Source organism: Pseudoalteromonas rhizosphaerae (genome assembly GCF_028885455.1).
In the GTDB taxonomy this organism is placed as follows: Bacteria; Pseudomonadota; Gammaproteobacteria; order Enterobacterales; family Alteromonadaceae; genus Pseudoalteromonas; species Pseudoalteromonas rhizosphaerae.
Window position 1 is genome coordinate 4,187,960 of the sequence record NZ_CP118496.1, and the last position, 25,236, is coordinate 4,213,195.

The 25,236-nt window shown below is 38.7% G+C and carries 24 protein-coding genes and 1 tRNA gene; 3 read left to right on the forward strand and 22 right to left on the reverse strand.

Annotated features, from left to right (window positions below; translation table 11 throughout):
* The first annotated feature begins 346 nt into the window (after positions 1-346).
* Positions 347-1,795 carry a dihydrolipoyl dehydrogenase gene (locus tag PVK79_RS18120; protein WP_257326293.1) on the forward strand — a complete coding sequence of 483 codons (1,449 nt, stop codon included), beginning with the start codon at positions 347-349 and terminating at the stop codon, positions 1,793-1,795.
* A gap of 67 nt (positions 1,796-1,862) precedes the next feature.
* Here the strand turns inward: PVK79_RS18120 and PVK79_RS18125 are convergent, their stop codons facing one another.
* Positions 1,863-2,207: a cupin domain-containing protein gene (locus PVK79_RS18125; protein WP_257326294.1), complete on the reverse strand. Its 345-nt coding sequence runs from the start codon at positions 2,205-2,207 to the stop codon at positions 1,863-1,865.
* 210 nt (positions 2,208-2,417) lie between these two features.
* Between PVK79_RS18125 and PVK79_RS18130 the strand changes: the two genes are divergently transcribed.
* Entirely contained in the window at positions 2,418-3,746 is a 1,329-nt protein-coding gene (locus PVK79_RS18130) for an ATP-binding protein (protein WP_257326295.1), read from the forward strand.
* Between the two features lie 307 nt (positions 3,747-4,053).
* Here PVK79_RS18130 and PVK79_RS18135 read toward each other — a convergent pair whose 3' ends face one another.
* The 20 genes from PVK79_RS18135 to rppH form a co-directional block, all read right to left on the reverse strand.
* A complete protein-coding gene (locus PVK79_RS18135) occupies positions 4,054-4,224 on the reverse strand; it encodes a hypothetical protein (protein WP_257326296.1) in 171 nt (56 codons plus the stop codon).
* 50 nt (positions 4,225-4,274) lie between these two features.
* On the reverse strand, positions 4,275-6,236 hold the full coding sequence (drt3b, locus tag PVK79_RS18140; RefSeq protein ID WP_257326297.1) for an antiviral reverse transcriptase Drt3b: 1,962 nt from the start codon (positions 6,234-6,236) through the stop codon (positions 4,275-4,277).
* Position 6,237: 1 nt separating this feature from the next.
* Positions 6,238-7,485: an antiviral reverse transcriptase Drt3a gene (drt3a, locus tag PVK79_RS18145; RefSeq protein WP_257326298.1), complete on the reverse strand. Its 1,248-nt coding sequence runs from the start codon at positions 7,483-7,485 to the stop codon at positions 6,238-6,240.
* 10 nt (positions 7,486-7,495) lie between these two features.
* Positions 7,496-8,062, reverse strand: a complete 567-nt coding sequence (locus PVK79_RS18150; RefSeq protein WP_274804093.1) for an SLATT domain-containing protein — start codon at positions 8,060-8,062, stop codon at positions 7,496-7,498.
* Between the two features lie 277 nt (positions 8,063-8,339).
* Positions 8,340-8,414 (reverse strand) — tRNA-Arg (locus PVK79_RS18155).
* 126 nt (positions 8,415-8,540) lie between these two features.
* Positions 8,541-9,200 (reverse strand): FlgO family outer membrane protein, encoded by a 660-nt coding sequence (locus PVK79_RS18160; protein WP_145240951.1) that lies wholly within the window; start codon positions 9,198-9,200, stop codon positions 8,541-8,543.
* A gap of 8 nt (positions 9,201-9,208) precedes the next feature.
* Complete coding sequence (locus PVK79_RS18165; protein WP_182735240.1) at positions 9,209-9,889, reverse strand: FlgO family outer membrane protein; 681 nt, start codon at positions 9,887-9,889, stop codon at positions 9,209-9,211.
* 12 nt (positions 9,890-9,901) lie between these two features.
* The gene (locus PVK79_RS18170) at positions 9,902-10,495 is read right to left on the reverse strand and encodes a FlgO family outer membrane protein (protein WP_257326300.1); all 594 of its coding nucleotides are present in this window, start codon (positions 10,493-10,495) and stop codon (positions 9,902-9,904) included.
* Positions 10,496-10,546: 51 nt separating this feature from the next.
* Positions 10,547-11,212, reverse strand: coding sequence for an SPOR domain-containing protein (locus tag PVK79_RS18175; RefSeq protein WP_257326301.1), 666 nt, complete (start codon positions 11,210-11,212; stop codon positions 10,547-10,549).
* 10 nt (positions 11,213-11,222) lie between these two features.
* Complete coding sequence (locus PVK79_RS18180) at positions 11,223-14,168, reverse strand: hypothetical protein (protein ID WP_257326302.1); 2,946 nt, start codon at positions 14,166-14,168, stop codon at positions 11,223-11,225.
* 25 nt (positions 14,169-14,193) lie between these two features.
* Positions 14,194-14,988, reverse strand: a complete 795-nt coding sequence (locus tag PVK79_RS18185) for a fimbrial biogenesis chaperone (RefSeq protein WP_257326303.1) — start codon at positions 14,986-14,988, stop codon at positions 14,194-14,196.
* Between the two features lie 8 nt (positions 14,989-14,996).
* Positions 14,997-15,467, reverse strand: a complete 471-nt coding sequence (locus PVK79_RS18190; protein ID WP_182731181.1) for a DUF4402 domain-containing protein — start codon at positions 15,465-15,467, stop codon at positions 14,997-14,999.
* 10 nt (positions 15,468-15,477) lie between these two features.
* On the reverse strand, positions 15,478-16,071 hold the full coding sequence (locus tag PVK79_RS18195) for a DUF4402 domain-containing protein (protein WP_145240927.1): 594 nt from the start codon (positions 16,069-16,071) through the stop codon (positions 15,478-15,480).
* Positions 16,072-16,190: 119 nt separating this feature from the next.
* Positions 16,191-16,823 (reverse strand): SPOR domain-containing protein, encoded by a 633-nt coding sequence (locus tag PVK79_RS18200; RefSeq protein ID WP_257326304.1) that lies wholly within the window; start codon positions 16,821-16,823, stop codon positions 16,191-16,193.
* A gap of 122 nt (positions 16,824-16,945) precedes the next feature.
* The gene (gene galU / locus PVK79_RS18205) at positions 16,946-17,824 is read right to left on the reverse strand and encodes a UTP--glucose-1-phosphate uridylyltransferase GalU (protein ID WP_257326305.1); all 879 of its coding nucleotides are present in this window, start codon (positions 17,822-17,824) and stop codon (positions 16,946-16,948) included.
* Positions 17,825-17,859: 35 nt separating this feature from the next.
* Complete coding sequence (locus PVK79_RS18210) at positions 17,860-18,711, reverse strand: thymidylate synthase (RefSeq protein WP_257326306.1); 852 nt, start codon at positions 18,709-18,711, stop codon at positions 17,860-17,862.
* A gap of 15 nt (positions 18,712-18,726) precedes the next feature.
* Entirely contained in the window at positions 18,727-19,530 is an 804-nt protein-coding gene (gene lgt, locus PVK79_RS18215; protein WP_145240923.1) for a prolipoprotein diacylglyceryl transferase, read from the reverse strand.
* Between the two features lie 12 nt (positions 19,531-19,542).
* Complete coding sequence (locus PVK79_RS18220) at positions 19,543-20,352, reverse strand: sulfite exporter TauE/SafE family protein (protein WP_257326308.1); 810 nt, start codon at positions 20,350-20,352, stop codon at positions 19,543-19,545.
* An 81-nt stretch (positions 20,353-20,433) separates the two neighbouring features.
* Positions 20,434-22,707: a phosphoenolpyruvate--protein phosphotransferase gene (ptsP, locus tag PVK79_RS18225; RefSeq protein WP_145240921.1), complete on the reverse strand. Its 2,274-nt coding sequence runs from the start codon at positions 22,705-22,707 to the stop codon at positions 20,434-20,436.
* 17 nt (positions 22,708-22,724) lie between these two features.
* Positions 22,725-23,246: an RNA pyrophosphohydrolase gene (gene rppH / locus PVK79_RS18230; protein WP_145240920.1), complete on the reverse strand. Its 522-nt coding sequence runs from the start codon at positions 23,244-23,246 to the stop codon at positions 22,725-22,727.
* A 427-nt stretch (positions 23,247-23,673) separates the two neighbouring features.
* On the opposite strand from rppH, the gene mutH reads away from it, so the two are divergent.
* Entirely contained in the window at positions 23,674-24,345 is a 672-nt protein-coding gene (gene mutH / locus PVK79_RS18235) for a DNA mismatch repair endonuclease MutH (RefSeq protein WP_145240919.1), read from the forward strand.
* Positions 24,346-24,349: 4 nt separating this feature from the next.
* Here the strand turns inward: mutH and PVK79_RS18240 are convergent, their stop codons facing one another.
* The gene (locus tag PVK79_RS18240; protein ID WP_257326309.1) at positions 24,350-25,234 is read right to left on the reverse strand and encodes a hypothetical protein; all 885 of its coding nucleotides are present in this window, start codon (positions 25,232-25,234) and stop codon (positions 24,350-24,352) included.
* Positions 25,235-25,236 lie beyond the last annotated feature (2 nt).

The following is a 25,236-nucleotide window of genomic DNA, read 5'->3' on the forward strand; positions in this document are numbered from 1 at the left end:
AATAATAAGGGGCAGTAATGCCCCTATCCATACCCAAACTATTTCAAGATGCGAACATCAGGTGGAATTAAAAGCGATTTAGGCAAGGCATTGATTACGAGTAATAGTGGTTCTATTGTTAAAATCAATAACGCAGTATAAATCGCTTTTAAACCAACCCAACGGGCGTGTCACAGGAACTTACTCTCATAGTTGTTACTTACTCATTTTTGCAAATTAACGTTTTAATACAAGCCCCTGTGACACGCTGAATTCTGTATCTTGAGGTAGTTTGGGTATGCATATACCTATTTTATTAACTAATTTAAAACCAGTTTTTTAATAAAATTGGTATGAGGACATCACCATGAAAGAACTAAACACAGACGTTGTTGTAATAGGTGCTGGCACCGCAGGTTTAAGCGCTTACCGCAATGCAAAACAACACACGTCTAACGTATTAATGATTGAAGCAGGCCCATACGGTACAACCTGTGCGCGTGTTGGTTGTATGCCAAGTAAATTACTTATTGCCGCCGCAGAAGCCGCCCATGCAATTGAAGCCGCGCCAGCCTTTGGTGTACACAGCTCAAAACCAACCATAAACGGTGTTGAAGTAATGGCACGTGTGCGCAATGAGCGTGACCGCTTCGTAGGCTTTGTAGTAGAAGCCGTAGATGAGCTACCCACTGATGATAAAATAGTAGGCTACGCAAAATTTTTAGATGCCAATCGCGTACAGATTGACGACCATACAATTATTACCGCTAAGCGCTTTGTAATTGCCACCGGCTCTCGCCCTGCTTATCCTGGGGTATTTAATAACTTTGGCGACAGACTGATCATTAACGATGACGTTTTCGATTGGCAAGACTTGCCAGAGTCAGTTGCTGTATTTGGCCCTGGTGTTATTGGCCTCGAAATTGGCCAAGCGTTGCATCGCTTAGGTGTTAAGGTAAAACTATTTGGTGTGGGTGGCGCGATTGGCCCAATTACCGACCCAGTTATAAAAGACTACGCTAATACCGTATTTGCTGAAGAGTTTTTTGTAGATACCGATTCAAACGTATCCGATATGAAACAAGTAGGCGATAAAGCGCAGCTTACCTATGTAGACAAAAACGGCAACAAACAAACCGAGCAATTTGATTACGTACTTGCCGCGACGGGCCGCGTACCAAACACCGACAAACTCGGTCTTGAAAACACCGGCATTGAGCTTGATGAACGTGGCGTACCAATCGCTGATAAACACACAATGCAATGTGGCGACTCCAATATATTTATCGCCGGAGACGCCAGTAACATGATCCCACTGCTGCACGAAGCGAGCGACCAAGGAACAATAGCAGGGCAAAATGCAGGCCGTTTTCCTGATGTACGTATTGGCCTGCGCCGAGCGCCAATTGCAGCCGTTTTCAGCGATCCACAAATTGCTATGGTCGGTGAAACGTACAAACAAATAACGGCTCGTTATGGTGAGTGTGGTTGTTTTGAAGTTGGTGAAGTCAGCTTTGAAAACCAAGGCCGCAGCCGCGTAATGCTGAAAAATAAAGGTCATATGCGTTTATACGCAGAGCAAGGCACAGGCTTATTTTTAGGTGCTGAGTTTATTGGCCCACAGGCTGAGCATATCGCCCACTTACTGGCATGGGCTGTACAAAACAAAATGACTGTACCACAAATGCTCGACATGCCATTTTATCACCCTGTGATAGAAGAAGGCCTACGTACCGCACTGCGTGATTTAAACGCCAAGCTTAAATTTGGCCCAGACATCATTAATCAATGTATGGAATGTGGCCCAGGGAATTAGAAGCTAGTTTGCTAGTTTGCTAGGATAAAAATATAACCAATAATCCAGGAGGTCTAGGCCACCTGGGTTATTGGTTAACTCTATCACCATGACTTGGCGGCGTTGAGGTAACAATAAAAACCAAATCGTCCTCACCATAATTACATAATTGATGAACACACCCCGATGGCACATGTAAGCCTTGTTGCGGGTTTAATATATGGGTAACAGAGTCGACTACCAAAGTCGCCTGCCCATTAAGTACAAAAAAGAACTGCTCTGCAAACTCATGCTTATGCGACTGCTCACAACAGCCCGGCGGCACTCGCTCTTGGATCACACTCAATGCTGCACTTTTCACTAAATGCCAGCCATCACAGTCATCACCCCAGTTATAATGTTCAGCGCTATCGACTGAAATAGGCATTGCCATATCTTCGCTATCCCTTAAAAGCTACTACACAACAAGGTAAAACATCACCGTTTAAATTGGTAGTAAATTTAATTCATACAACACAACTACACTTATTCGCGCATAAAAGTGTGGAAAATCGCATTTATTCGCGCGTAAAAGTGTAAAAACTTGCATTTATTCGCGCAATAAAGTGTAATTAATCATCTAATGAGTAATGTGAGACCTGCCATGCAACGATTAATTTTAGAAAAGTTATTAGATTGGAAATCTAAACCAGCACGAAAACCATTATTAATTGATGGCGCTCGCCAAACAGGTAAAACTTATTTATTACAAACTCTATTAGGCAGTACCTTTGCAAACGTGATTCGAATCGATTTTTTAGAATCCCCACAAATGAGCGAAGCATTTGCTGATTCGTTATCACCCGATGACGTACTATCTAATATTGAGCTACTTACAGGAAAAACGTTTGACCCTAGTACTGATCTACTGATCCTTGATGAAATAGGCGAATGCCCTAAAGCAGTCACATCTCTCAAATACTTTGCTGAACAAGCACCGCATATGCACATTGCTGCCAGTGGTTCTAATATCGGTTTATTAAACTCCTTTCCGGTTGGTAAGGTGGAACAACATAATCTACGCCCCCTCACATTTCGCGAATTTCTGATCGCCTCGAAAGAAACAGCTCTAATTAAGGCATTTGCAGCACAAACAAACTCAAGTGCAGCACATAGCAAATTATTCTCAAAACTCACTGATTATTACTTTACTGGCGGTATGCCTGAAGCTGTAAATACATGGTTTGATTTATCTGATCACAGTATCATTGACCGCGTTCAAGCTGTAACAGATATTCATAAAAATTTAGTACTGGGATATCAACGAGACTTCGGCAAATACTCAGGAAAAGTAGATGCAGGATTAATTGAGGCTGTATTTAACAATGTTCCAGCACAGTTATCGTCAGTGATGGATGAGTCTGTTAATCGCTTTAAATTTAAAGGGATGCACGATAAAAAATCTCGCTATGGTGATTTTGAAAGCGCTATTTCTTGGTTAAATAAGTGCCGCTTGATACTGAAAAACCACCCTATTGATGGTACACCTAAAAGCCCACTAGCAGCATATAAAAAAGATAATATCGTTAAACTATTTCTTTTTGATGTGGGCTTATTAAATCATATACTAAACATTGGGTATAAAGAAATAAAACAACAAGGCTATGAATACAAAGGCTTTGTGGCCGAAAACTTTGTACAACAGGAACTTGCTGCACAAGGCATTGACCCAACATATTCATGGGGTGATGCAAGAGCGGAGATCGAATTTGTGACCTCTGATGACGAAGGCAACATACTGCCTATCGAAGTAAAAAGTGGTAAACGCACCAAAGCAAAATCACTGCAATCGTACATAAATAAATGCCAGCCCATCAAAACAATTAAACTCACAGGCACGCAAGGCTCATCATCACTGGAAAAGGAATATATTGTCCTCCCGCTCTACTACAGTGAATATGTAGTAAGCAAACACCTGAGGCTGATGCATTGATAAAAGATAGACCTATCAAATTACACACCAACAAACATCGTTGAGGAAACTGGCGAGTGCTTACAAAGCTATTATGATGGTGAACTCATACTTAAAGTAAAAGGATTGTGGTTCGCAGGTAAAGCCGTTTTTTTTTACAAGGTACTAGCACTAGGCACTATTCATGGAAGGTAGAAAAAAGCATAACCTAAAGCTATAACGTATTAGCTAAAGCTCCTCACTATCTAGCAAGAGCTAAAGTTATCACTCTTAAATAAAATTGCAGTTAAATATAACATTTAAAATAGCTAAAGCTCTTCACTAAGCTTTAGCCCATATCAAACACCAGCACAAAGCCAAAAATCACCTTTAGCTCACCACTTGCCAGAATCGCAAAAAAGGTTTTACTTGGAGTTCTGTAAATAACTGTACTGATAATTACAGGATAAGAAAAAAGGGCGCGTACTGTCGTTATATCGTGTGTGAAAACATCCATCATAGAGCCTAAGCTCAATATGGGGTATATACAGTACGCGCAGAAGAAATATATCAGTGCCCATACGGTGATTTCAACTCTTTTTTCTTCAAAAGCCTTTCTATTGACTCTGATGTCGATTTACTCCAATCAATAAACCAATTTGACTCAGATACAATTGTAATAAAATCTTCTAATTCAGATTCAGTAACATTATCAAAACAATTAAGTGCTTTTTGAGCAATTTCCTTTTTCATTTTTAATGTTAGATATGGACACTTTAATGAATCGAAAAGTAAATGTGCACACTCCGAATCATTAACAATATTTAAGTAATGGTCTTCAAACTTTTTAATTATACAAGCCACAACTTTATTTCTAGTTTGACGGTATTCGACTTTATTTTCTGTATAAAAAAGACATGTCATTAAGCTAAAATAATTAGAATTAAAATCATCACCTTTTAAACCTATAACATCCTCTAAATCAACTCTAGACAGTCGATAATTGACATCAATATCACGTATGGCAATTAGGAGGTTTAAACATTCTATATCCTTCATTGTTTTTTTCTTTATAGAAGACTTAATTGCAAGATATGATTCATCGTAAATTTTCTTTTTAATCAGCTCAGAATTTGACTCACCCAAAACTTCAGAAATACGATTTATGATTATTATTATCTGAGAAATCAAATAAGTACTTCTAACCCTAAAGTCCATAGAATGAATAAAAAAAGACAATTCAATAATGACAAGTAAAAAATTTGTCACTTTCTCACATTGCTCTAAATTATACTTAAAATCAGAAATGTGTTCGTCAATTTCAGAAATTTTTATTCTCGCCAATGTAAAATAGTAACCAGTAATACTAGAATAAGAAATATCGTTATTATAAACAATACATTTTATATCTGTTATAATTTGATTAGCCAACCGATTATATCTATTCATTGGGGATACAACCCCCTTAACCTGATTATCTTCATCTATATAATCAAACTTATTAAAAAATTGCTCAATTTGCTTTTTATATTCCTGCTTTGCTATTGACACACCTGTTATAAATGGAACTGAAGACTTCTTATTTTTTGATTCATTACAAAATAACTTGTACTCAGCAAGTTCATCTAACACAATATCATAGATAATCTTTCTAGTTCCTTCATCATTATAAAAAAGAAAGTAATCATCTACATACCTTTTAATAACATAATCACTACCTTCAACAATACTTGGTATTAGTTTTTTTAACCTTTTCTTTATTTTTACATCAATCGACTGAAGTAAGATTTCTGCAAATATTCTAGCGAACTCTGGGCCAACTACAATTCCATGTGAGTCCCCAAAGTTTGCTATATTCATCAACTCTTCAAACCGCAATTCAAAACTATGATACCCCTTTGATTTATGATAACTCTCTAAATCTCTTATAGATCTAGATAATTGAAAAGTTGAGATAGAAGCAAAACATTTTGCAATGTCAAACTTAAACAAATTATCAAACTTTTTTTCAATCCTATGAAATTGATAAGAGTCATAGAATTTATAAAGGAAACTTACATCTTTATACTCATAAAAGGTACTAGCATATACAGGTTCTTTTTCGCCATCGATACCAACCCCTTCATCTTTGAATTTTTCCTCTGGATCTTCGTCACTTTTCTTTTCTTTACAATAGTAAGAAAAGGCTATCTTGTCTGGGTATCTTAGCGAAAATGTACTGCGACTACATAAATGAGTAATAAGTTGATTATAGTCTTTGTATAATGAACAAACTTTTATTTGAACACCAGGGTGAATTAGGTACAAACTTCTTTCAGATTCAGAGTCTTTTGTAATTCTATATACAAGAGGCTTTGTGGTTACATCATTATCACTAAAAAATATGCTTTTTATAAATCTATTTTTTTGTAAGCCACCACCTCTCAACTTCTTATAAAAACCTTCATTTGTCAGTATAAAAGGCACTTCATATGGCAATACATCTGTCAATATAACCCTGTAAAAATCTCTTTTCTCTAAAGGTATCTTCATATTATTTCTTTTTCTTATGATTTTGATGTTTCCAACACCTTTTTATATCACTCATTTCTTTATTAGTCATATGTATATACTTTCTATCAACAAAGCCTTTTTTAAAACATAAACCTAACAACTCTTTCTTTTCTTCATTTGAAATACTTGATACACACTTACCAAAGAAGTTATTAGATTTTGAATAGAGTGACTTCCTCAAAAACTCATTAAACTCTTCGAAAACGCCAACTTTATTAACTAGGCGATTACTATAATAAATGCCTCCTTTCAAAACCCCACTTCTACTTTTACTTCCAGATATTGGATAATTCCCAGACAATACATTAATTCTATTATAGAGCAGCTTACTTTGATGAGCATTTAGAAGTTTGCTATGACATTTCCCCCTACTAATTATTGAGTGCACAATTCTAGTTTTTATTTTTCTCACTTTATCATCTGATAATGAAACAGAAATTGATCTTTTACCAATATAAGGAATATCCGTTATTCTATATTTATAACCTAAATAATCAAACGAACGTAAGAACATTCGAAAATCAGAAATCACTGGAACATTAAACTTAACTGTTTTTTTATTTAAAGTTAAATCATAGCCCTCAAAAATTGATTTCAATTCATGAAAAACCCTTTCACACTCAATAGTAGTAAAGATGAAAATATCATCAACATATCTAACATAGTAATATACACCCTGAACCTCTCGTATTTTCGAATCAATATCCCTCATATAAAGCTCTGACATTACAGGACTGATAGCTAAACCTCTCGGCAAACCATAATTAGTTACTGAATTCAAGTCACTTAAGAATTTAATAGACTTAGAACTAAGTAATTTATCGTGTTTTAACTTATCTAACATTTTTTTATATGAAATAGACTCATAGAATGATTTAACATCTGCTTTAATCACCCCAAAGGCTGAACCTGTCTCTAAAATTCTCAACACTTGTTCAGAAATATCGTCCCTATTAAGCGTAACAACTCGATACAGTCGTTTCATATCCGAAGATATTTTCTTTATGCAATAATGTTCCTCTATACTTTCAGCATAAAATATTTCTTTATTATTGATTTTCTTCCTGTGTATATCTTTCAAAGTAAATGAGGGGGTATTTATAACTACTGAACACTGCTTTAGATTATCTAGATATTCTTTTTTGTCTCGACCTAGTTCAAACTTAATTATTTCATTCTTCGATGTTACTCTAAGTAGAGACTTCTCACTAAAATCCTGTCTTAACATAAATAAAGCCTTACAGTATTATTTTCTTTAACACTGAAAAAATCGCCCCTAAGGATATAAATGTTATAAGTGCGTAAGGAAAAATCTCAAGATATTGTTTTATATAAAAATTATAATAGTATTTGATGAATTTTTGTTTATTTAACGAGAGCCTTGCAATTGTATAGTCAATATCATCATGATTTGTCTGATCTGACATCAAACTAGTATTGTACTCATAGAGTAGTGATTTATACCTAGCCACATCAGTGCCGCCAAGCTCAAGCTCAAGCTCAAGTTCTCTTGATATTTTGTTTATTTTGATTGCAGACGTAGTTATTTTTTCATACTTCACTTCAACTTTCGAAGATGAAATTGCAATAGATAACGCCAAAATTGCAATTGAGCAAAAGACAGAAAATACCCAGTTTGGCATAGTTACATTAAAAAATAATAATGGTGATATCTCTTCAAGCATAAAAATTTTCTCACCTATTGATATCAAAATAAGGGAAAAAGATATGGCTGATATCGAAAATAATGACCACCAAGATTTTCTAGATAGTCGTTTACTCTGATTAAACCTAGCGTAAGCCACTATTTTTGTATCTTTCTTAAAACTTTCAAAAAGCCTCTGAATCAAAACATTCCCCCAAATTTTATATAGTAAGTAACAGTAACATCACTACATTAAGACATACTTTTAATTTTAGTTTAAGTGTTTTTATTGAAGATATAGATAAAAATGGAAGAACTATCAATTTAGAGATATTTTTAAAAAATTTTAAATAGAATTAACAAGTAACGAGCTGCTAAAAATATGCTATAAAAGAAAACGTCAGAAAATAGCAACAACTTTAACCCATTGATTTAATTGGTAGCCCCTACAGGAATCGAACCTGTAACTGCCCCTTAGGAGGGGGCCGTTATATCCATTTAACTAAGAGGCCACTCTGATAGCTGATAGCTGATAGCTGATAGCTGATAGCTGATAGCTGATAGCTGATAGCTGATAGCAAAATTATTACGGTTTATCCTATTTACAATCAAGCAGTTAAATGGATTTTATAACGATGCTAGTTAATACTCGCGCGTTGTAGGTGAATATCGGCGTTGTTGAGTACGTAATAAGGCAGTATTTTGTTGCTACTGGCAACTACGCGTTTGCTGGTGATATCAATAATACGGGCGTTTACTTCAACACCGTTGCTGCGGTAGATCAAGGTGCCTGATAACACATGACTGGCGATGCGTTGATCCGCTAACTGCTCTATATCGCGTGAAAATACAAAGTCACCGCGTGGGTTCATAGTTATTTGGTCGGTGGTTTTAAAGTCAACAATACCATAACCAAATTTTTGCAGTTGATGAATAAAACTCTCTGATAACTGGTTGCCTAATTGGCTGCTGTTATTAAGGCTGGCATCTAAATCTACAAATGAAGTAACGGCAATCGAGGTATCAAGCTCTGTTTGCATTGTGTCGACTAAGTCTAACGCCATTTGCTCTACATAATTAACCAGTGTTTTATGGTGTTTGTTAGGACTAAACTGCGCTGAGTTATCAAGTGGCTCGGCACTATTCATTTGTACTTGTTTTAGCATTTGAGTAAGGTCATATCGGCTAGTCGTACTTTGTACAGGCTCAGCCGTATTATTAGTCATACTGCATGCGCTGAGAATGCTGATCACACCCCCTACGGTTAATAATTTAGCGCTGTGGATTAGCTTACTCATCATTGGCCTCACTTACTCGCTTGTTTTAGCATTACGCCATCAGTGCGATAGCTGCTGTCCAGTGCATCAACAACGGATTGCGGAATAAACCCTTGTGCAGAGCCAACCACTGCCTTACTTGTTAAACCAATAATTCGGGCATTGACTAATACACCACCTTGGTGATTTACCATAGTGCCCGCCAGTACGTAGTTGAAGTTTTGATCTTTACTTAGCTCTAAATAATCGCGACTAAATACAAAGTCGCCAGAGGGAGTAACACGCATGTAGTCGGTGGTTTTAAAGTCGATCACCGGTACACCAAAACTGTGTAGCTCGTGCATAAAACTTTCGGCGATTTGATTACCTAACAATGTGCCGTCGTTATAATCATCATCTAAAAAAATAAAGCTTGATACGGCCAGCGGCGTTTTGGTATTTACGTATTGTAAATTTTCAGCCATATCTTGCATTATGCCACGTACATAATGATTAATATTTTTACGTGTTGGGACTGTGACTTGGCTGCTATCGTTCATCACTGGAATATTGTTTTGATAAAATGTATTATTTTGCCCAGGAGCAGCAACCATTCTTTGATCACCCTCTAACTGCGCAGAGTTATCAGTTTGTGCTGTTTTGCCCGGTTCCATCATTTGCGCGCAACCAAAACCCAGTGGCAAACATAAAGTTAATATTAAGCGTTTCATGAGAGCTCCTAATTAGTATTCGCTGCGGTAAATATAACCGTCGCGCTGTTGTATTTTTTCATCGCCCCACATCACATTTATGGGGATCTCTGTACTGGCGGCAGATACAACGCGGCTATCTTGCGTATTTACCATACGGGCGTTAACTATATAGGCATGTTGTTGCCGTGTTAAGGTACCCGTGATAACAAAGTCAATATTCTGACGTTGGCGTAATTTGCTAATGTCGCGACTTAATATACCATCTGCGTTGCTGGCTAAATTAAGGTGTTTTTCAAGGCGATATTCAATAGTGTTATAGCCAAGTTGGGTAAACTGAGTAATTAAGCTTTCTTGAATTTGCTGACTCAGCCCAGCGCCCTGCCCTTGTGCCAGCTCACTATCTAGCGCGTTGGCTAAGTAAAAGCTAGTAACGGCAATCCGTGCAGAGCTTTTAAATGGCCCTTGCACATGGCTCAATTGACTACTCAAGTCGCTCACATACTGATGCACAGTATAAGGTGCCATTGTTGCTTTTGGGGCATTGGTACTTGGTGCTGGCGGTTTTTCTTGCGTTAAACTACACGCAGTTAGACTCAGCAATAATAAACATAACAAAAGGCGCATAATTGCCATCCTCACTAAACATGGCAATAACAAAGCAAGTATTATGCCTATTTATAATTTTATTGGGTTATCGGTGTAGTGAGTCACCATGCAGTTGAGCTGTTGTAGCTTTAATTTATCACAATCAGCTTGGGCGTTTTTTTGATATTGGTATGCCCCGATTTTTAAGCGGTAATAAGTCATGCCTTTTACCTGAGCAGTTTCGACATTGGTGGTAAATTTATCTGACAATAAACTTGGTACTTTTTGTTGAATTGTTTGCCAGCTTGGAGCTAATTGCGATTGTTGAGTGACCGCAATAATTTGCAGCGCAAAAAGCGCGTTGTTAGTTATGTTTGACTGTGTTGCTATAGATTGCGCAGGCCTATCTAACGGTACTTGCTGTGATGCCAAGGCAGCAGATGAATGGCTCTTATTACCTGTGTTCTCGTCATCATTTGCTATCGCGGTTAACTGTGCTATCAATAAATTCAAATCACTTTCAATCAGTAATAACCGTTCAAGATCGGGTTTAATTGCTTGCCACTGTGTAGAGCTAGTTTGTAACTGTTGTAGCTCTTGTTGCGTGATCTGCACATAGGTTTCATGATTAGTTTCAGCTGTGCTGCTGGTACTTTTTTGCGCGCTATCCGTCGTGCTGGTACAGCCAGATAATATAATTAAACTCATTATTAATACGGCTGATTGAATTACACTAAACGATTGTTTGATATTCATTGCTATTCCTTTAATGAAGTATTGTTCGTTGTTCAATATCACACTTCAATCTTTGTTTTATTAATGACTGACAAAGATCCGTAAATTCAGGCTGTACTTGCTTAGCGTATGCTAAGGCGAGTATGTACTTACTTTGCTCTTGGTCATGAATATAAAACACGTCTTGCTGTTGTAATTTTAAGCGCGGGCTTATCAAACGTAAGTATGCCTTTAACATCATTAACGATGAAAAATTCCCCGCATTAACAATAGTCCCCGACACTTCTTCGAGTGATTTTAAAGTAAAATCAACCCCAACCAACACATCCCCTTTTGCTGATAAATCAACTGTTACTTGCTGGGTGTTTTTTAATGCTTTACGTTCTTTAAAGCTATCGTCAACCACAGCCCGATACTGCCCTGGCCGTAGGTCGGTAAACAAATAATAGCCATCATAAGCCGCTTGGGTGTTGGCAACTTCTTTATCGTTTTGATCTAATAGGGTTATTTTTGCATAAGGCTGCACATAAGTGTGCTCCCCTTGCTGCTGATACACCACCCCTTCAATTTCGCTGGCGTTATTTAGCGGGTAATCCATGTATTCAATAAATCCTGATCTTGGCGTGATTGAAAAGCCCTCATTGGCAGGCACAAAAAACGGATCGGGGAAGCTGTCTCTATCGAGCACAATATCTGTGGTGCGATTAGCTGGCATTGAGGTTAACAATGCAATGCCATTTTCATCAGTTATTGCTTGGCGATAATTTTGCAGCCCTTTTACTTTTATACCAGCAACACCTTGCTCGTCAGGATCCATAATGCCGTTGTTATTTTGATCTAAAAATACTTTAACCAGTAGACTACCGGTACTGGTTAGACTGCGGTTTGACATAAAGGCGCGGTTATTTTCAGCGTCATAACCAAAACTAAAACGGCTATATAAACTAAAAAGCCAATTATCATTACTGTCGTAGTTAATGGTGCTGCTTAAATTAAAATCATCATTTTGCCAATTAAGGCCCAAGTCCGCTGATTGGATATTCTCATTTAGGGTATTTTTAAGTGTGAGCTCGGCTTGTAACTTTGCAGTAATACTGCGATTAAATTCAGCTTGGTAACTTAAAATATCACTGTCTGGCGATAATAAATAATCAAAACCAAAACGGCTATATAAACGCCCTATTCGTCCTTGCACACGGGTTGCCCCATATACTTTGCTTTGCTCATTTACATTTTGCCATTGCAATAGGTTGTTCACAGAGAAGCCTGAGTAACTATAATTAAAACGATTATAAGCTTGTTGTAGGTCGCGACCTGAGCTTGAATGCTGCAATAAAAAGTTGTTTTGATAATTAAGACGACCATAACGATTTTGCATCAACTCACCCGACATATCGAATTGATAACTTTGCAAGTCTTGCTGTTGATCCGAGCGATCTGTAACGGTAAACAGCAGTGATTGATCGGCCAGTTGGGTTCTTGCTGTGAGTTCTAATTCATTTTGTTGTTGGTTATTTTGCTCGTAGTCTAAATTAATCAACAGTCTTTCAAACAAGTTGATATTAGTGCCAAAAGCAAATTGATAAAATTCATCGTCCTCACGCTTTTGCGCCATAGCCCCGGTGTAAATCGCGATATTATCAGTCAAACCACGTTCGTATCGCCCTGCCGCTAACCAGCCACTTTGTTGTGAATTACTTTCACTTCCTAGTAATTGTTTACCTTGCTCTGATACTGATATTTCGTATGCAGCTTCTCCTTGCGCCAATTGATTACCGTCAATAAAGTAATATTCTGTTTTGCGTTCAACTTGCCCTTGAGGACCATAAAAGATCAACTCAAAGTTATTTTCACCATACAGTAAATCAATACTATCGAATATATAACGGCCATCTGCAAGGCTTAACTGTTGTTCAATTAAAATGCCATTACGATAAAGCTCAACATCCCAACCAGGCTGGATAGCGCCTGTGAGATTAATCCGATTGTTATCTATTTTGCGATCTAACTGATAATTTGAAAACTTAAAACCACGGCCATATTGACCGTTATAACGACTACCTACTTGCGTTGCAGTGATATCACCAAACTCCAACTCGCTGGCTGCAAAAACACCGAGTAAGCTGTTATTAACATCTTGTTTAGAGAATGTCAGCCGAGAGTCAGTCAATAAATCTTGTTCACGTCCTGCTAAGAAATATTCTGCTGAAAGGTACGCAAAATCTTGAGCGCCTAATAATGAATAACTTGTACGGCTGCTGTCATTATCACGACGATAGTTTAGCTGTAAATCTGCCACTGGCATTGAAACCGCCTGATAGGGACTAGCCTTCCAAGGTTGTGTAGGTTGGTTATCCCCTTTACGCTGGTTGTTAAACAAACGCTTTTGCCTTTGTTGTTGCGCAGCAACAGGAAACAATTGCTCCGTTGTAAGCTCTAGCGTCAAATTCGCATAATCAGGAATAATAGCAACTGAGAAGGCGCGCTGTAAAACGGCTGCATCAATATAAATATCATCATCAATTAGTAGTTGCTGCGAAGATAGCGTAACAAACTGATTATTAAAAATTAATTGTTTAGGTTCAGTAGCATTTAGTGTAAATAAGTTTGCTTCATTGATAAACCAACCTGAAGCGGTGCCATTTGCAATATCAACATTAATAGCCAGTTGTAATATTTCGACTAAACCCGATAACCCCAATAACACACCTTGTTCGCTTTTTATCGCAAATGCTTCACCAAGATATTCACCGTTTAAGTGCAGCGAAAAGAGTAAAAATTCACCGGCGGCAATGCGCTGTGCTGCAGGTTGCCTGTGTTCGTCTATAACGGGCTGCTGTGCACTCACTTTCGGGTGCGGTTGATTTAATTTAGTTTGAATAGCTTTAAGTGTGCGCAACACATCAGCAGTTTGCACAGCACTAGCAAAACTCATTGAGCTTAAAAATAAAAGCCCAAGAGTAAATATACGGATCACTTTATTCGCTTAATAACGCTTAAGATTATTTCCCAATAGCGAGTGTGTATGAAGCAAAATCAACCCCTTTATATTCTTCAGCACCTTGATAATCGAGGAAAATACTGCCCTGTGTTGGCAGCTGTTTATCTTTAAATAGGCTCAGTGTTGCAATGGTAGTATCAACTTCTGGATACAGGCTTAAATTGCTAATTTCAGCTACTTTCTCATTCTCGCCTGATGCTGTTTTTATATAAGCGCTGAGTTTTCCATAACTACTAAAGTTGTTATGTCGTTGCAGTTGAACTTGAATTTGTGGCTTGCTTTGATTGCTATTTTTTATAATCTTTGCCTGAGTGATCGTAACATTAGGTTGTTCTGGCTGCTCACGATAAACAACGGGAATACTAAAGCTCATAATCATGTTGATCTGTATTCCTGATTTTTGCTCTTTATTTTCGTTAGGTAGAGCTTGAAATAATAAGTGCGAGCGGTATTCGCCTTGCTGCAAACCTTTTGGCTTTCGAATAGCAATTTTAACGGTTTGTTTTTCACCTGCTGCTAAGGTCACTTGTTTTGGTGACAGACGTGTCATTGGCGATAAACTGTTTGCTGTTACTTGCGCTAAATTATTATAACCCCCACCTGGTAAAGCTTGTTTTTCACTCCAGACTACTCGGTACGTACGTTGTTCATCAGAATTATTGATCACCGTGACTTTAGCACTACGCTGGCGTTCATCAAAAGTAACACGGGTAGGTGAAATCAATAAGTTTGCCAAGGCCATTTGGCTAAAAAATGCTGTTAGTAGCACACACATCACTGTTAATTTATTGAACATCTCAGTCCTTAGTAGTCAATCGAAATTTCTAGGTTAGTAGTTGAGGAGTAGTCGCCATCGGAATAGCTTTTACTACTAGGTTTTGTTATTAATGTGCCGCCTATAAACACTTTCGCCTCACCTAAATCATCAGTGATGGTAGATTTTGGAAAGCCATTAAGACGTACTTCAAAATCGGCGCTGCTGCTACCCTGTGCGTTGTGCTGTAAGGTTACAGAATTAACTAATTGCATAGTTAATTCTGTATGTGCAGGGAAATCGGTTAGTAATAGCTCAGCAGGTCGTCCTTTCTCTAGTACATAAATTTTACCCATAGTATTTATGTCACCGTTCGCTTTGATTATCACGGAACTAACATTACTGTTACTTGGTATGACTAACGTGCCAAAATCAAGCGACTGTTGCTCTATGGTATTTGCGAAATGGTTAGGGCTGTAAATTAAAATACTTACAGCCACTGCATAAGGTAAAAGTCGCACTAGAAGCGATTTAATAAGCGACTTCGATTTGGAAAGTACCTGTGTATTCAACATCTTTGTAAGGTACTGTTGTTACTAAGTTATCTGTAGACAATGTGGCACCAATAGCAAATTCAACTTCACCTTTTTCACTGGCGATTAAGTTTGGCGTTGTCTCGTCATAAGCCGTGTTTATGTTTGGTCCACTAGTAATAAAGAACTTCCAACCATCAATTGAGAATTGCGGCTCACCCGCTCCTTTTGATGCAGATTCAAGCCTTCCTGTGCCTGGTTTAGTAATAGTAAGTGCCGCATTAGGTACTACATCTGACACTGTAAAAGTAGCAGGTGAACCTTCTTCAATGACTGAAATTAAAGCATCTCCGTCATCATTTTTAGTGGTTTTAATTGCTGCATTAGGGTTGGGGTTAATTGTCAGTGTCGCAAATTTGACGCCATCAGCTTGTGCTACAGCACGTATAGTACCAAAACTAAGATCTTCCCCCTTACTTAAAACAACAGTGTTTTGTACTTTAACTGTTGCAGAAAAGTCAGCGCTTGTCGCTAATGTAGGAAAAGAGTGAATTAAAGAAAAAGCGCTAATAATAGCAAGAGATCGTTTCATATTAAATCCTTATAAAAATGGGGCATTACCATAAAGAGCCCCTATCATAAGATTTATCGGCAATTAGAACAATTACTTTAAGATTAATTACATAAAAATCAGATAAATAACTGGCTTAGTTAAAGTGGCTCACCAACAAACGGAGCACTCAGGCATTTTTGGCCTAAACTTTGCGCTAAAGAACAAAATAGATTGGCCTCAGTATAATTTTGAAATGGCCCAACTCGTAACCCATACATGGTAACACCTTTATTTTGACGCTCAGTCATTACAAAATCTAATTGGCTAAATGCCTGTGGATATTGCTGCTGTAACTTTGTTATTTGCGTTCTCACTCTTTGCGGTTTTAAATACAGCCCAAGTTGCGCGCCTGGCAGTGAATTGTTATACAGTGGCTGGGGGCGGTTTTCGATAGTTTTTGAGGAGTTAGCAGTATCAGGGGTCTGTATTTTTTCAGCATAATGAGCCACCGTAACATTATCTTCGCGAAGCACCGCTGGGTTTTCTGCAATATCAGTTTGAGAGGAAAGTGCCATTATTAATAGTTGCAAGTCTTCCTCCATCGCAGCTAAACGAGTAATACTCTCTTGTTGCGAGTGCCATTGCTGAACATACTCTTTGACTTGTTGATCAGAAATTAATGCAGGCTGCTGTTCCACCGGGTTAGCATTAATACTACTGCACCCACTAAGCCAGACAGTTGCTGTAACCAACACTGTGGTATACCAAGCTTGCTTTTTAAAACACATCATCTGTTAGCATCACAAAATAAATAATGCCATATTATAAGCAAAGTCAGTGCCAGTTTCAGGATTTTTAAGCAATAAAAAAGTGCCACTAAGGCACTTTTATAAGTTAGGCTCAATAAATGAGCTTAAACTAAGGTTTTAATAAAATCACTTAGTTCATCTTTAAATTCATCACGACGCAGTGCAAATTCAATAGTAGCTTTTAAATAGCCCAACTTACTACCACAATCATGACTACGCCCTTTTATCGCATAAGCAGCAACAGATTCTTTTTCCATCAACATAGCAATTGCGTCTGTTAACTGAATTTCGTCGCCGGCGCCTGCGGGAGTTTTTGCAAGTAATGGCCAAATATTTTTACTTAGCACATAACGACCTACCACAGCCAAATTTGATGGTGCGCTATGCACAGGAGGTTTTTCAACCATATTAAGGATCGCTGCGCTTTGCCCTTGTTCAAGCTTTACGTCGCCTAAATCGACCACACCAAACTTATCAACATCCTGCATAGGCACAGGCTCAACCATTATTTGGCTTTCGCCGTTTGCATTAAAGCGAGTAATCATTTCAGCTAAATTATCTTTTTGAAGATCGCTTTCAACGTCATCAATAATTACGTCTGGTAAAATAACCACAAACGGTTCGTTACCAATAATCGGCGCAGCGCAGTTTATTGCGTGCCCTAACCCTTTTGCTTCACCTTGGCGAACGTGAATAATTGTCACATCTTTTGGACAAATAGCATGTACTTCAGCAAGTAACTGACGCTTAACCCGCTTCTCTAGCGTTGCTTCTAACTCAAAGCTGGTATCAAAATGGTTTTCAATAGAGTTTTTACTAGAGTGAGTCACTAATACAATTTCTTTAATACCCGCAGCAACCGCTTCATTAACTACATATTGAATCAAGGGTTTATCTACAATCGGTAACATCTCTTTTGGAATAGCTTTAGTAGCTGGCAACATACGGGTGCCAAGTCCTGCAACTGGGATCACTGCTTTCATTATTCTCTCCTTAAAACTATGATGCTTATTAATTGTTACACTGAAAACGGGTATTTAATTGCATCGTGGCATTGATAGCCATTTACCTCAAAGTCATCACGGGTGACCCACGTTTCGATATCTTCGAGTGATTTAATATTTGGATTAATCGTCAACGTAGGTGATGCAAATGGCTCACGCTGTAACTGCACATCGCGCATTAATTCCAGTTGGTTCTCATAAATATGGGCATTAACGATTTTATGGTAGGCCTTACCTGCTTTGTGGCCAGTGATCTGCGCGACCAGTGCAAGCAATACAAAACATTGGATTTGATTGAAGTTCAAACCAAGTGGCACATCACAACTACGCTGATACGAGGTTAAATAAAGCGTATCGCCAAGAAGCGAAAAAGTATGCGTGTGCATACATGGGCGCAAACACCCTAACTCAAATTCACCCGGATTATAAAAAGTGATGATCTCGCCTCTGTCATCCACACCATTTTTTAAATTATCAATGACTTTTTTCAACTGATCTAACGCAGTGCCATCAGGGCGTTGCCAATCACGAGCTTGTACGCCATATACTCGGCCCATGTCATCCTCACCTTGGCGGTTCGGATTATTTAACCATGCTTGGTTTTCATTGGCATTAGCATCCCAAGTCATGCAACCTATGTCACGAAATTGCGCAGCGCTACTATAACCACGTAAATAACCTAACAATTCAGCTATCGCCGCCTTGCAGTAACTTTTACGGGTAGTGATCATTGGGAACTTATTATTTGCCACATCATACTCAAGCTCGGCATTGATAACCGTTAAGCAACGAGTTCCTGTACGTTTATTTTCAACCCACACGCCTTCATCAACGATGCGCTGACATAATTCTAAATATTGTTTCATTGTTAACTTCTTTTATTAAGCTTTGCTGGCAACAGCTGGCTGTGGCTTTTTATACGCCCATATTATCAAACCTAGGCCTGCGATGACCATCGGCAATGACAATATTTGCCCCATTGAAATAAAGCCGCCAAATAAACCTAAATGCGCATCGGGTTCACGTACGTACTCAACGCAAAATCTAAATACCCCGTAGCCTAGTAAAAATAATCCGCCTACGCTGCCCGCTGGACGTGGCTTTTTTGTAAACACATACAGAATAATAAACAGCACTAGGCCTTCTAAAAATGCCTCATACAACTGTGATGGGTGACGCGCCAGTGGACCACCAGTTGGGAATACCATAGCCCATGGTACATCGGTAGTTCTGCCCCATAATTCGCCGTTAATAAAGTTACCAATACGCCCTGCTAAAAGGCCAACCGGCACTAGCGGAGCAACAAAATCCCCCACTGCAAGTAACTGTTTTTTACGTGTCCAGGCAAACACACAAATAGCGGTTATCACCCCTAAAGTGCCACCGTGGAAAGACATACCACCTTGATCGATTCTAAATAAATACAGTGGATTTTCTAAAAAATAACTAAATTGATAAAACAGTACATAGCCAATCCGACCACCCAGAATGACTCCCAACATACCGTAGAACAGTAAATCACTGACCTCTTCTTTTGTCCACCCCGAGTTAGGTTTAGCCGCTTGCCTATTTGCCCACCACATCGCAAAAGCAAAACCAATTAAATACATTAAACCGTACCAACGTACGCTGAGAGGACCGACAGAGAAAATAATCGGATTGATGTCTGGAAATTCAAGAGCCATAAAAATTAAACCTTAACTAAAAACCATTTGAAGCGCGATAATAACCAGTAACACCGCGAACACTTTTTTTATCGTTGAAACAGGTAAATAATGCGTTGCTTTGGCTCCAATTGGTGCCATAAACCACGAAGTTATCACTATACCTAATAATGCTGGTAAATACACAAAACCTGCAAAGCCATGTTGTAAATCGGTTACTTGCCAACCAGCGCTGACATACCCCACAGAGCCAAATAACGCAATCACAATGCCACATGCTGCCGCGCAGCCTATGGCTTTTTTAATATCAACTGAAAAATAATGTAGTAGCGGCACAATCAATGCGCCGCCACCAATACCAATCAAACCTGATAATCCGCCCATCACTGCACTAATAGCGCCAATAATTGGGCCTCTTGGCATAGGTTTGACCGCGACAGGTTTATTACGAGCAGACAACACCATACGAGCAGCAATAAACACCACACTAACAGCAAAAACGATGCGTAATAACTGTTCTGGAATTAAACTCGCGGCAAAACCACTGATCAGAGCACCAAGTCCAACGCCAGACATAACCCAAGGCGCAATTTCCCATGGCACATTTTGATTCTTATGGTGCGCTAATGCAGATGACGTTGAAGTGAATAAAATAGAGGCAAGCGAGGTAGCAATAGCAATAACCAGTACATGATCAACCGCAACAACATTAAAATGCACTAATAATGAACTCAGTACTGGCACAATAATTAATCCGCCGCCAATGCCTAATAACCCAGCTAAAAAACCAACCACACAACCTAATAGCGCGCAGCTGATAATCAGGATAACTAAATCATGCATCGTACACTCTTATAAAATTGAATTTATTATATGCATATACTAATCGATTATATCGAATCTTTACAGCACTCGTTTAGGCTACTAAGAAGCCTGGTTTGGGGTATAAAATAATTCACCAAGTTGATGCTCAATCATAAAATTACGCGTTAACCTAAGCACTTGTTTTGCAGTAGATTGTGCTAAACACTCCGCCAGTAATGCTTCCATATCGCTGGCTTTTAAACGTCTTAATACCCATTTAACTTTACTTAATGATGAGTAGTTCATACTCAAGCGTCGATAACCCATCGCAATCAGCAGTATTGCACCTTCAGGATCGCCACCTAATTCACCACATAAACTAAAGGACATTTCATATTGCTGACACTCTTTTGCAACTTTTTGCAGTACTCTTAATACCGCAGGATGATAGGGATTAAATAAATCAGCAACACGCGCATTAGAACGATCGACGGCAAGTAAGTATTGCGTCAAATCGTTACTACCCACAGAACAAAAATCTACTTTTTTAGACCATTCAGGGAGCATAAATACACTTGAAGGGACTTCTAACATTACGCCAATCTCTGGGCGTTCAATGGCTTGCTCTGGGTATTTTTCTTCCAGTTCAAAATAGGCTTGCTCTAACAACGCTAAAGATTCATCAACCTCTTCGGTACCGCTTATCATTGGCAGCATAATTTTTAAATTACCTAAACCAATATTTGCTCTAACCATGGCTTTGAGCTGATCTAAAAAGATCTCTGGGTGGTCCAATGTGACACGAATACCCCGCCAGCCTAAAAATGGGTTTTCTTCAGTAATATCAAAGTAATCAAGTGCTTTATCACCACCAATATCAAGCGTACGCATCACTACAGGTTCTGGATGATAACTGGCTAATACTTCGCGATACCAATTCTCTTGTTCTATTTGTGATGGAAACTGGCCTTTTTGCATAAACCAGGCTTCAGTTCGGTATAAGCCAACGCCATCACAGACTTTGGTGTTAGCTTTTTCAGTATTGAGTTCCAAACCAGCATTGAGCAACAAGCTAATATGCTCGCCATCTAATGTCACTGCATCGCATTCTTGCTCAGCCACAAACTTGTCGTTTAATAGACTTTCTTGGTGCTGTAATTGTAAATACTCATCTTGTAGCATTTGCGAAGGCGAAATATATAATCGCCCTGCGTATGCATCTAAAATCATTGGTTTACCATCAAACTGCAATAACGGTAAATCTTCAATACCCCAAATTGCAGGGATCCCCATGGCACGGGTTAAAATTGACGCATGACTATTTGCCGCACCGTTAACACTCACCACGCCAACTAAATGGCCTTTAGGCACTTCTGCAAGCATGGCTGGGGTTAAAGTATTAGCGATCAGTACTGTATCTTTAGGATAACTTTTTACTGCGTGTTCAGTATTTACGAGGTGATGCAGTACGCGCAGGCCGATATCTTTAACATCAACAGCACGCTCTTTGATATAAGGATCCTGCATGGCATTGAATTGGGAGATCAATCGTTCGATCACTATTTTCAATGCACTTTTTGCACACCAGCCCTCTTGCAGCTGTGCTTCAACATTCTGCCCTAAACTTTTTGCATCCAGTAGTTGCTGATACACCTCAAATACTGCCAACGCTTCTTTAGGGATGGAATCGCTAAGAGTCATCGACAAGGTGTTAAATTCTTTGCGGGTTGCAGCAACAGCTTGAGTAAATAAGCGGCGTTGCTCAATACAGTTATCGTCTTTTTTTAATTCTATCGATTTAAAGTCAAGTTTCGGCAGAATAACAAACGCCTGCCCTATCGCAATTCCTGGCGCGCTAGAAACCCCTTTTAGCACCGAGGTCTGATGAGAAAACTCATCTTGGCGAAGAACTTCTTTGATTTCTGCATGGGCTAATTGCGACGCTAGTTGCGCAGATAACGTAATTAAAAAAGACTCTTCATCTTGACTAAATACACGGGCAATTTTCTGTTGTACAACAATAACGCCCAGTACTTTTTTTTGATGAACTACAGGCACAGACAAAAATGCGTTGAAGCCTTCTTCGTCCACTTCAGGAGAGAGTTTAAAACGGGGGTGAGACTTGGCAAAGGCAATATTAATAGGTTCTTCTCGTTGTGCTACTAAGCCAACTAAACCTTCGGTAAAACCGATTCTAAACTTACCCACGGCTGCGGGATTAAGCCCTCTGGTTGCCATTAATACAAAATTATCTTGACTGTAATCAGCAAAATAAATGGAGCAGCACTCAGTTTTCATGGCATCTTTCACCATTTCAACAAAACATGCTAGCGCACTATCCAAACTCGCTTGTTGCGAAACGGACTCGGCAATAGCTCTGAGTGTAGCCAGCATAATACTGCTCCTTTATATTATTTACCTTTATGGCGCCAAGTATCTTTGGACTGTTCACGTTTATTAAAAGGCATCGCAAAGGGTGCGAATTCTTTCATAACACGGCGATAAACATCGCGTTTAAACGATACAACTTGCCTTACCGGATACCAATAACTTACCCACCGCCAATCATCAAATTCCGGATGATGTGTTTTTAGTAAGTTGACGTCTTCGTCTTTACAACGCAGTTTCAATAAAAACCATTTTTGCTTTTGCCCAATACACACCGGACTGGAGTCTCGGCGGATCAAACGCTTGGGCAATTTATAACGTAACCAATGTTTTGAACTTGCGACAATTTCTACATCTTCAGGACGCAAGCCGACTTCTTCGTGTAATTCACGAAACATGGTCTGCTCTGCTGTTTCGCCACTATCAACACCACCTTGAGGAAACTGCCAAGAATGCTGACCATAACGTCTGGCCCAAAAGACCTGTCCCTGATTATTGCAAATTACAATTCCGACATTGGCACGAAAACCTTCGGCATCAATCACCTTAGTGCCTCATTTGTAAGTCGATTTTTAATGATTGTTCCACATTACCTGCAATACGGCAAACAATATTCAGAGTTTTACGCATCTTACTCACAGCTTGTGCATAACTTTAGTTTATACAGCTCATTTTGCAAACAAATCCACAATAACAGATCCAATAACTTGCCTTTTCCACAGTTTCTGTGGATAACATTGTTCATAGTTATGTATTTATCCCAACAAGTTTTCAACACAGCTTAAAGGCTTTGCAAATTTAACAGTTAAAAACCATTAAATTCAATACATTAAGCTTAAAGTCAGCAAGTTTCACCTTGCCTAAAAACACAGCAAACCATCACTGAACAAAAAACACCCAAACGCAAAGATATCCACGGTTAAACTCTTTTGCTATCATGAGTAGTGAATTTATACAACCAAATAACTCGCTATGAAACCGATAAAACCACATTCAATCAATGAATTAATGCAACGTGTTAGCAACATTTCAGGGCTGACATTAGGCCAATTAGCAAGTCATTATCAGTTTAAAACACCTGAGCATTTATTAAAGGAAAAAGGCTGGACGGGACAATTGATTGAATATGCATTAGGTGCAACGGCAGGTTCCAAACCAACCCCTGATTTTGAAGAGCTCGGGATTGAACTTAAAACGTTACCAATCTCATATAAAGGCAAACCATTAGAGACCACTTTTGTGTCTGTGACACCGTTATTAAATGTCACAGGTATGACATGGCAGCAAAGTAATGTGCGTAAAAAACTCAATCATGTCTTGTGGCTACCCATTCTAGGCGAGCGAGACATTGTGCCATTTGATAGGACCATTGGCAGTGGCTTTTTATGGCAACCCTCCGCTGAGCAAGATGCGCAGTTACAGCGAGACTGGGAAGAGCAAATGGAGTTGATTGCACTGGGACGTATTGATGAGATCTCAGGGCATTTAGGGGATGCGATGCAAATTCGCCCAAAAGCAGCTAACAGCAGAATAGTCACCGATGCAATCGGTCCAAACGGGCAAATTATTAAAACCCTACCCCGTGGTTTTTATTTAAAAACCAGCTTTACAGGGCAGATTTTGAAGCAGCAATTTCAGCTGTAACTACTCAGATAGCGACACTATTCTGAACACTCTGCTCACATGACTGCCAATTATTAAGTAATTCATTAGCATAACGTAAGAGCCACTTACGCGTATTTTGAATTGTAGTATATTGACAATCTTGGGCTACAACTTTCCCTCTAATAAGCTTGTTTTTACCGTTAACGAGAACGATATGCGACGCTTCTTTGGCATTGCTATTTTTAAAAGAAAAAGCGAGCTCAGACTGAGCCAATTCAATTAAATTGCCAAGTAAACCTGAGAAGTGCTTTCGTAATTGCTCAGAACCACCTGAAAATATAACCTGTCTTTGTTCATTTGTTATAACTTTAGAAGTAACACTAACTAAGTTTTTATAAATGTAAACAGGCTTCCGGCTCTTGCTCTTTTTATCGACTATCCAAACTTTGGCTTTTACCGTGACTTGATTCATTTTTTCATTTACAAAATAAATAGGCTTAATAAAAACAGTTGTAGCTTCAGGCGTACTTACATAAAACTGTTTATAGTTATCGATAAAATCTTCATTTTTAAAGTCCTCGGTTAACTTTATAAATTCAGCAACAGCGTTATTTGCTTCTAATTGCTGTTGTGCCAGTTTGCTATTTTGAAAAGCAGATGAAGTTGCAGCATGTGCAGCAATTTGTGCCACCATTCCCGCTACCCCAGCTGCCCCTGAATACATTATTGGCTTGTCATCGATAGTGGAGTCTTGACTATATACTCCACGAATATCAAAATTTTCTTTAGTTTCAAAAGTAAACGTAAAGTTATCTTGCGAAATAGCATCAGTTTGACGATTAACATGTTGTGTATAATCATCACGCTTTGGAGTTGAATTACATGCAGTTAAAAATAAACTGATCGCTAATAACAGTAATATCCTCATAT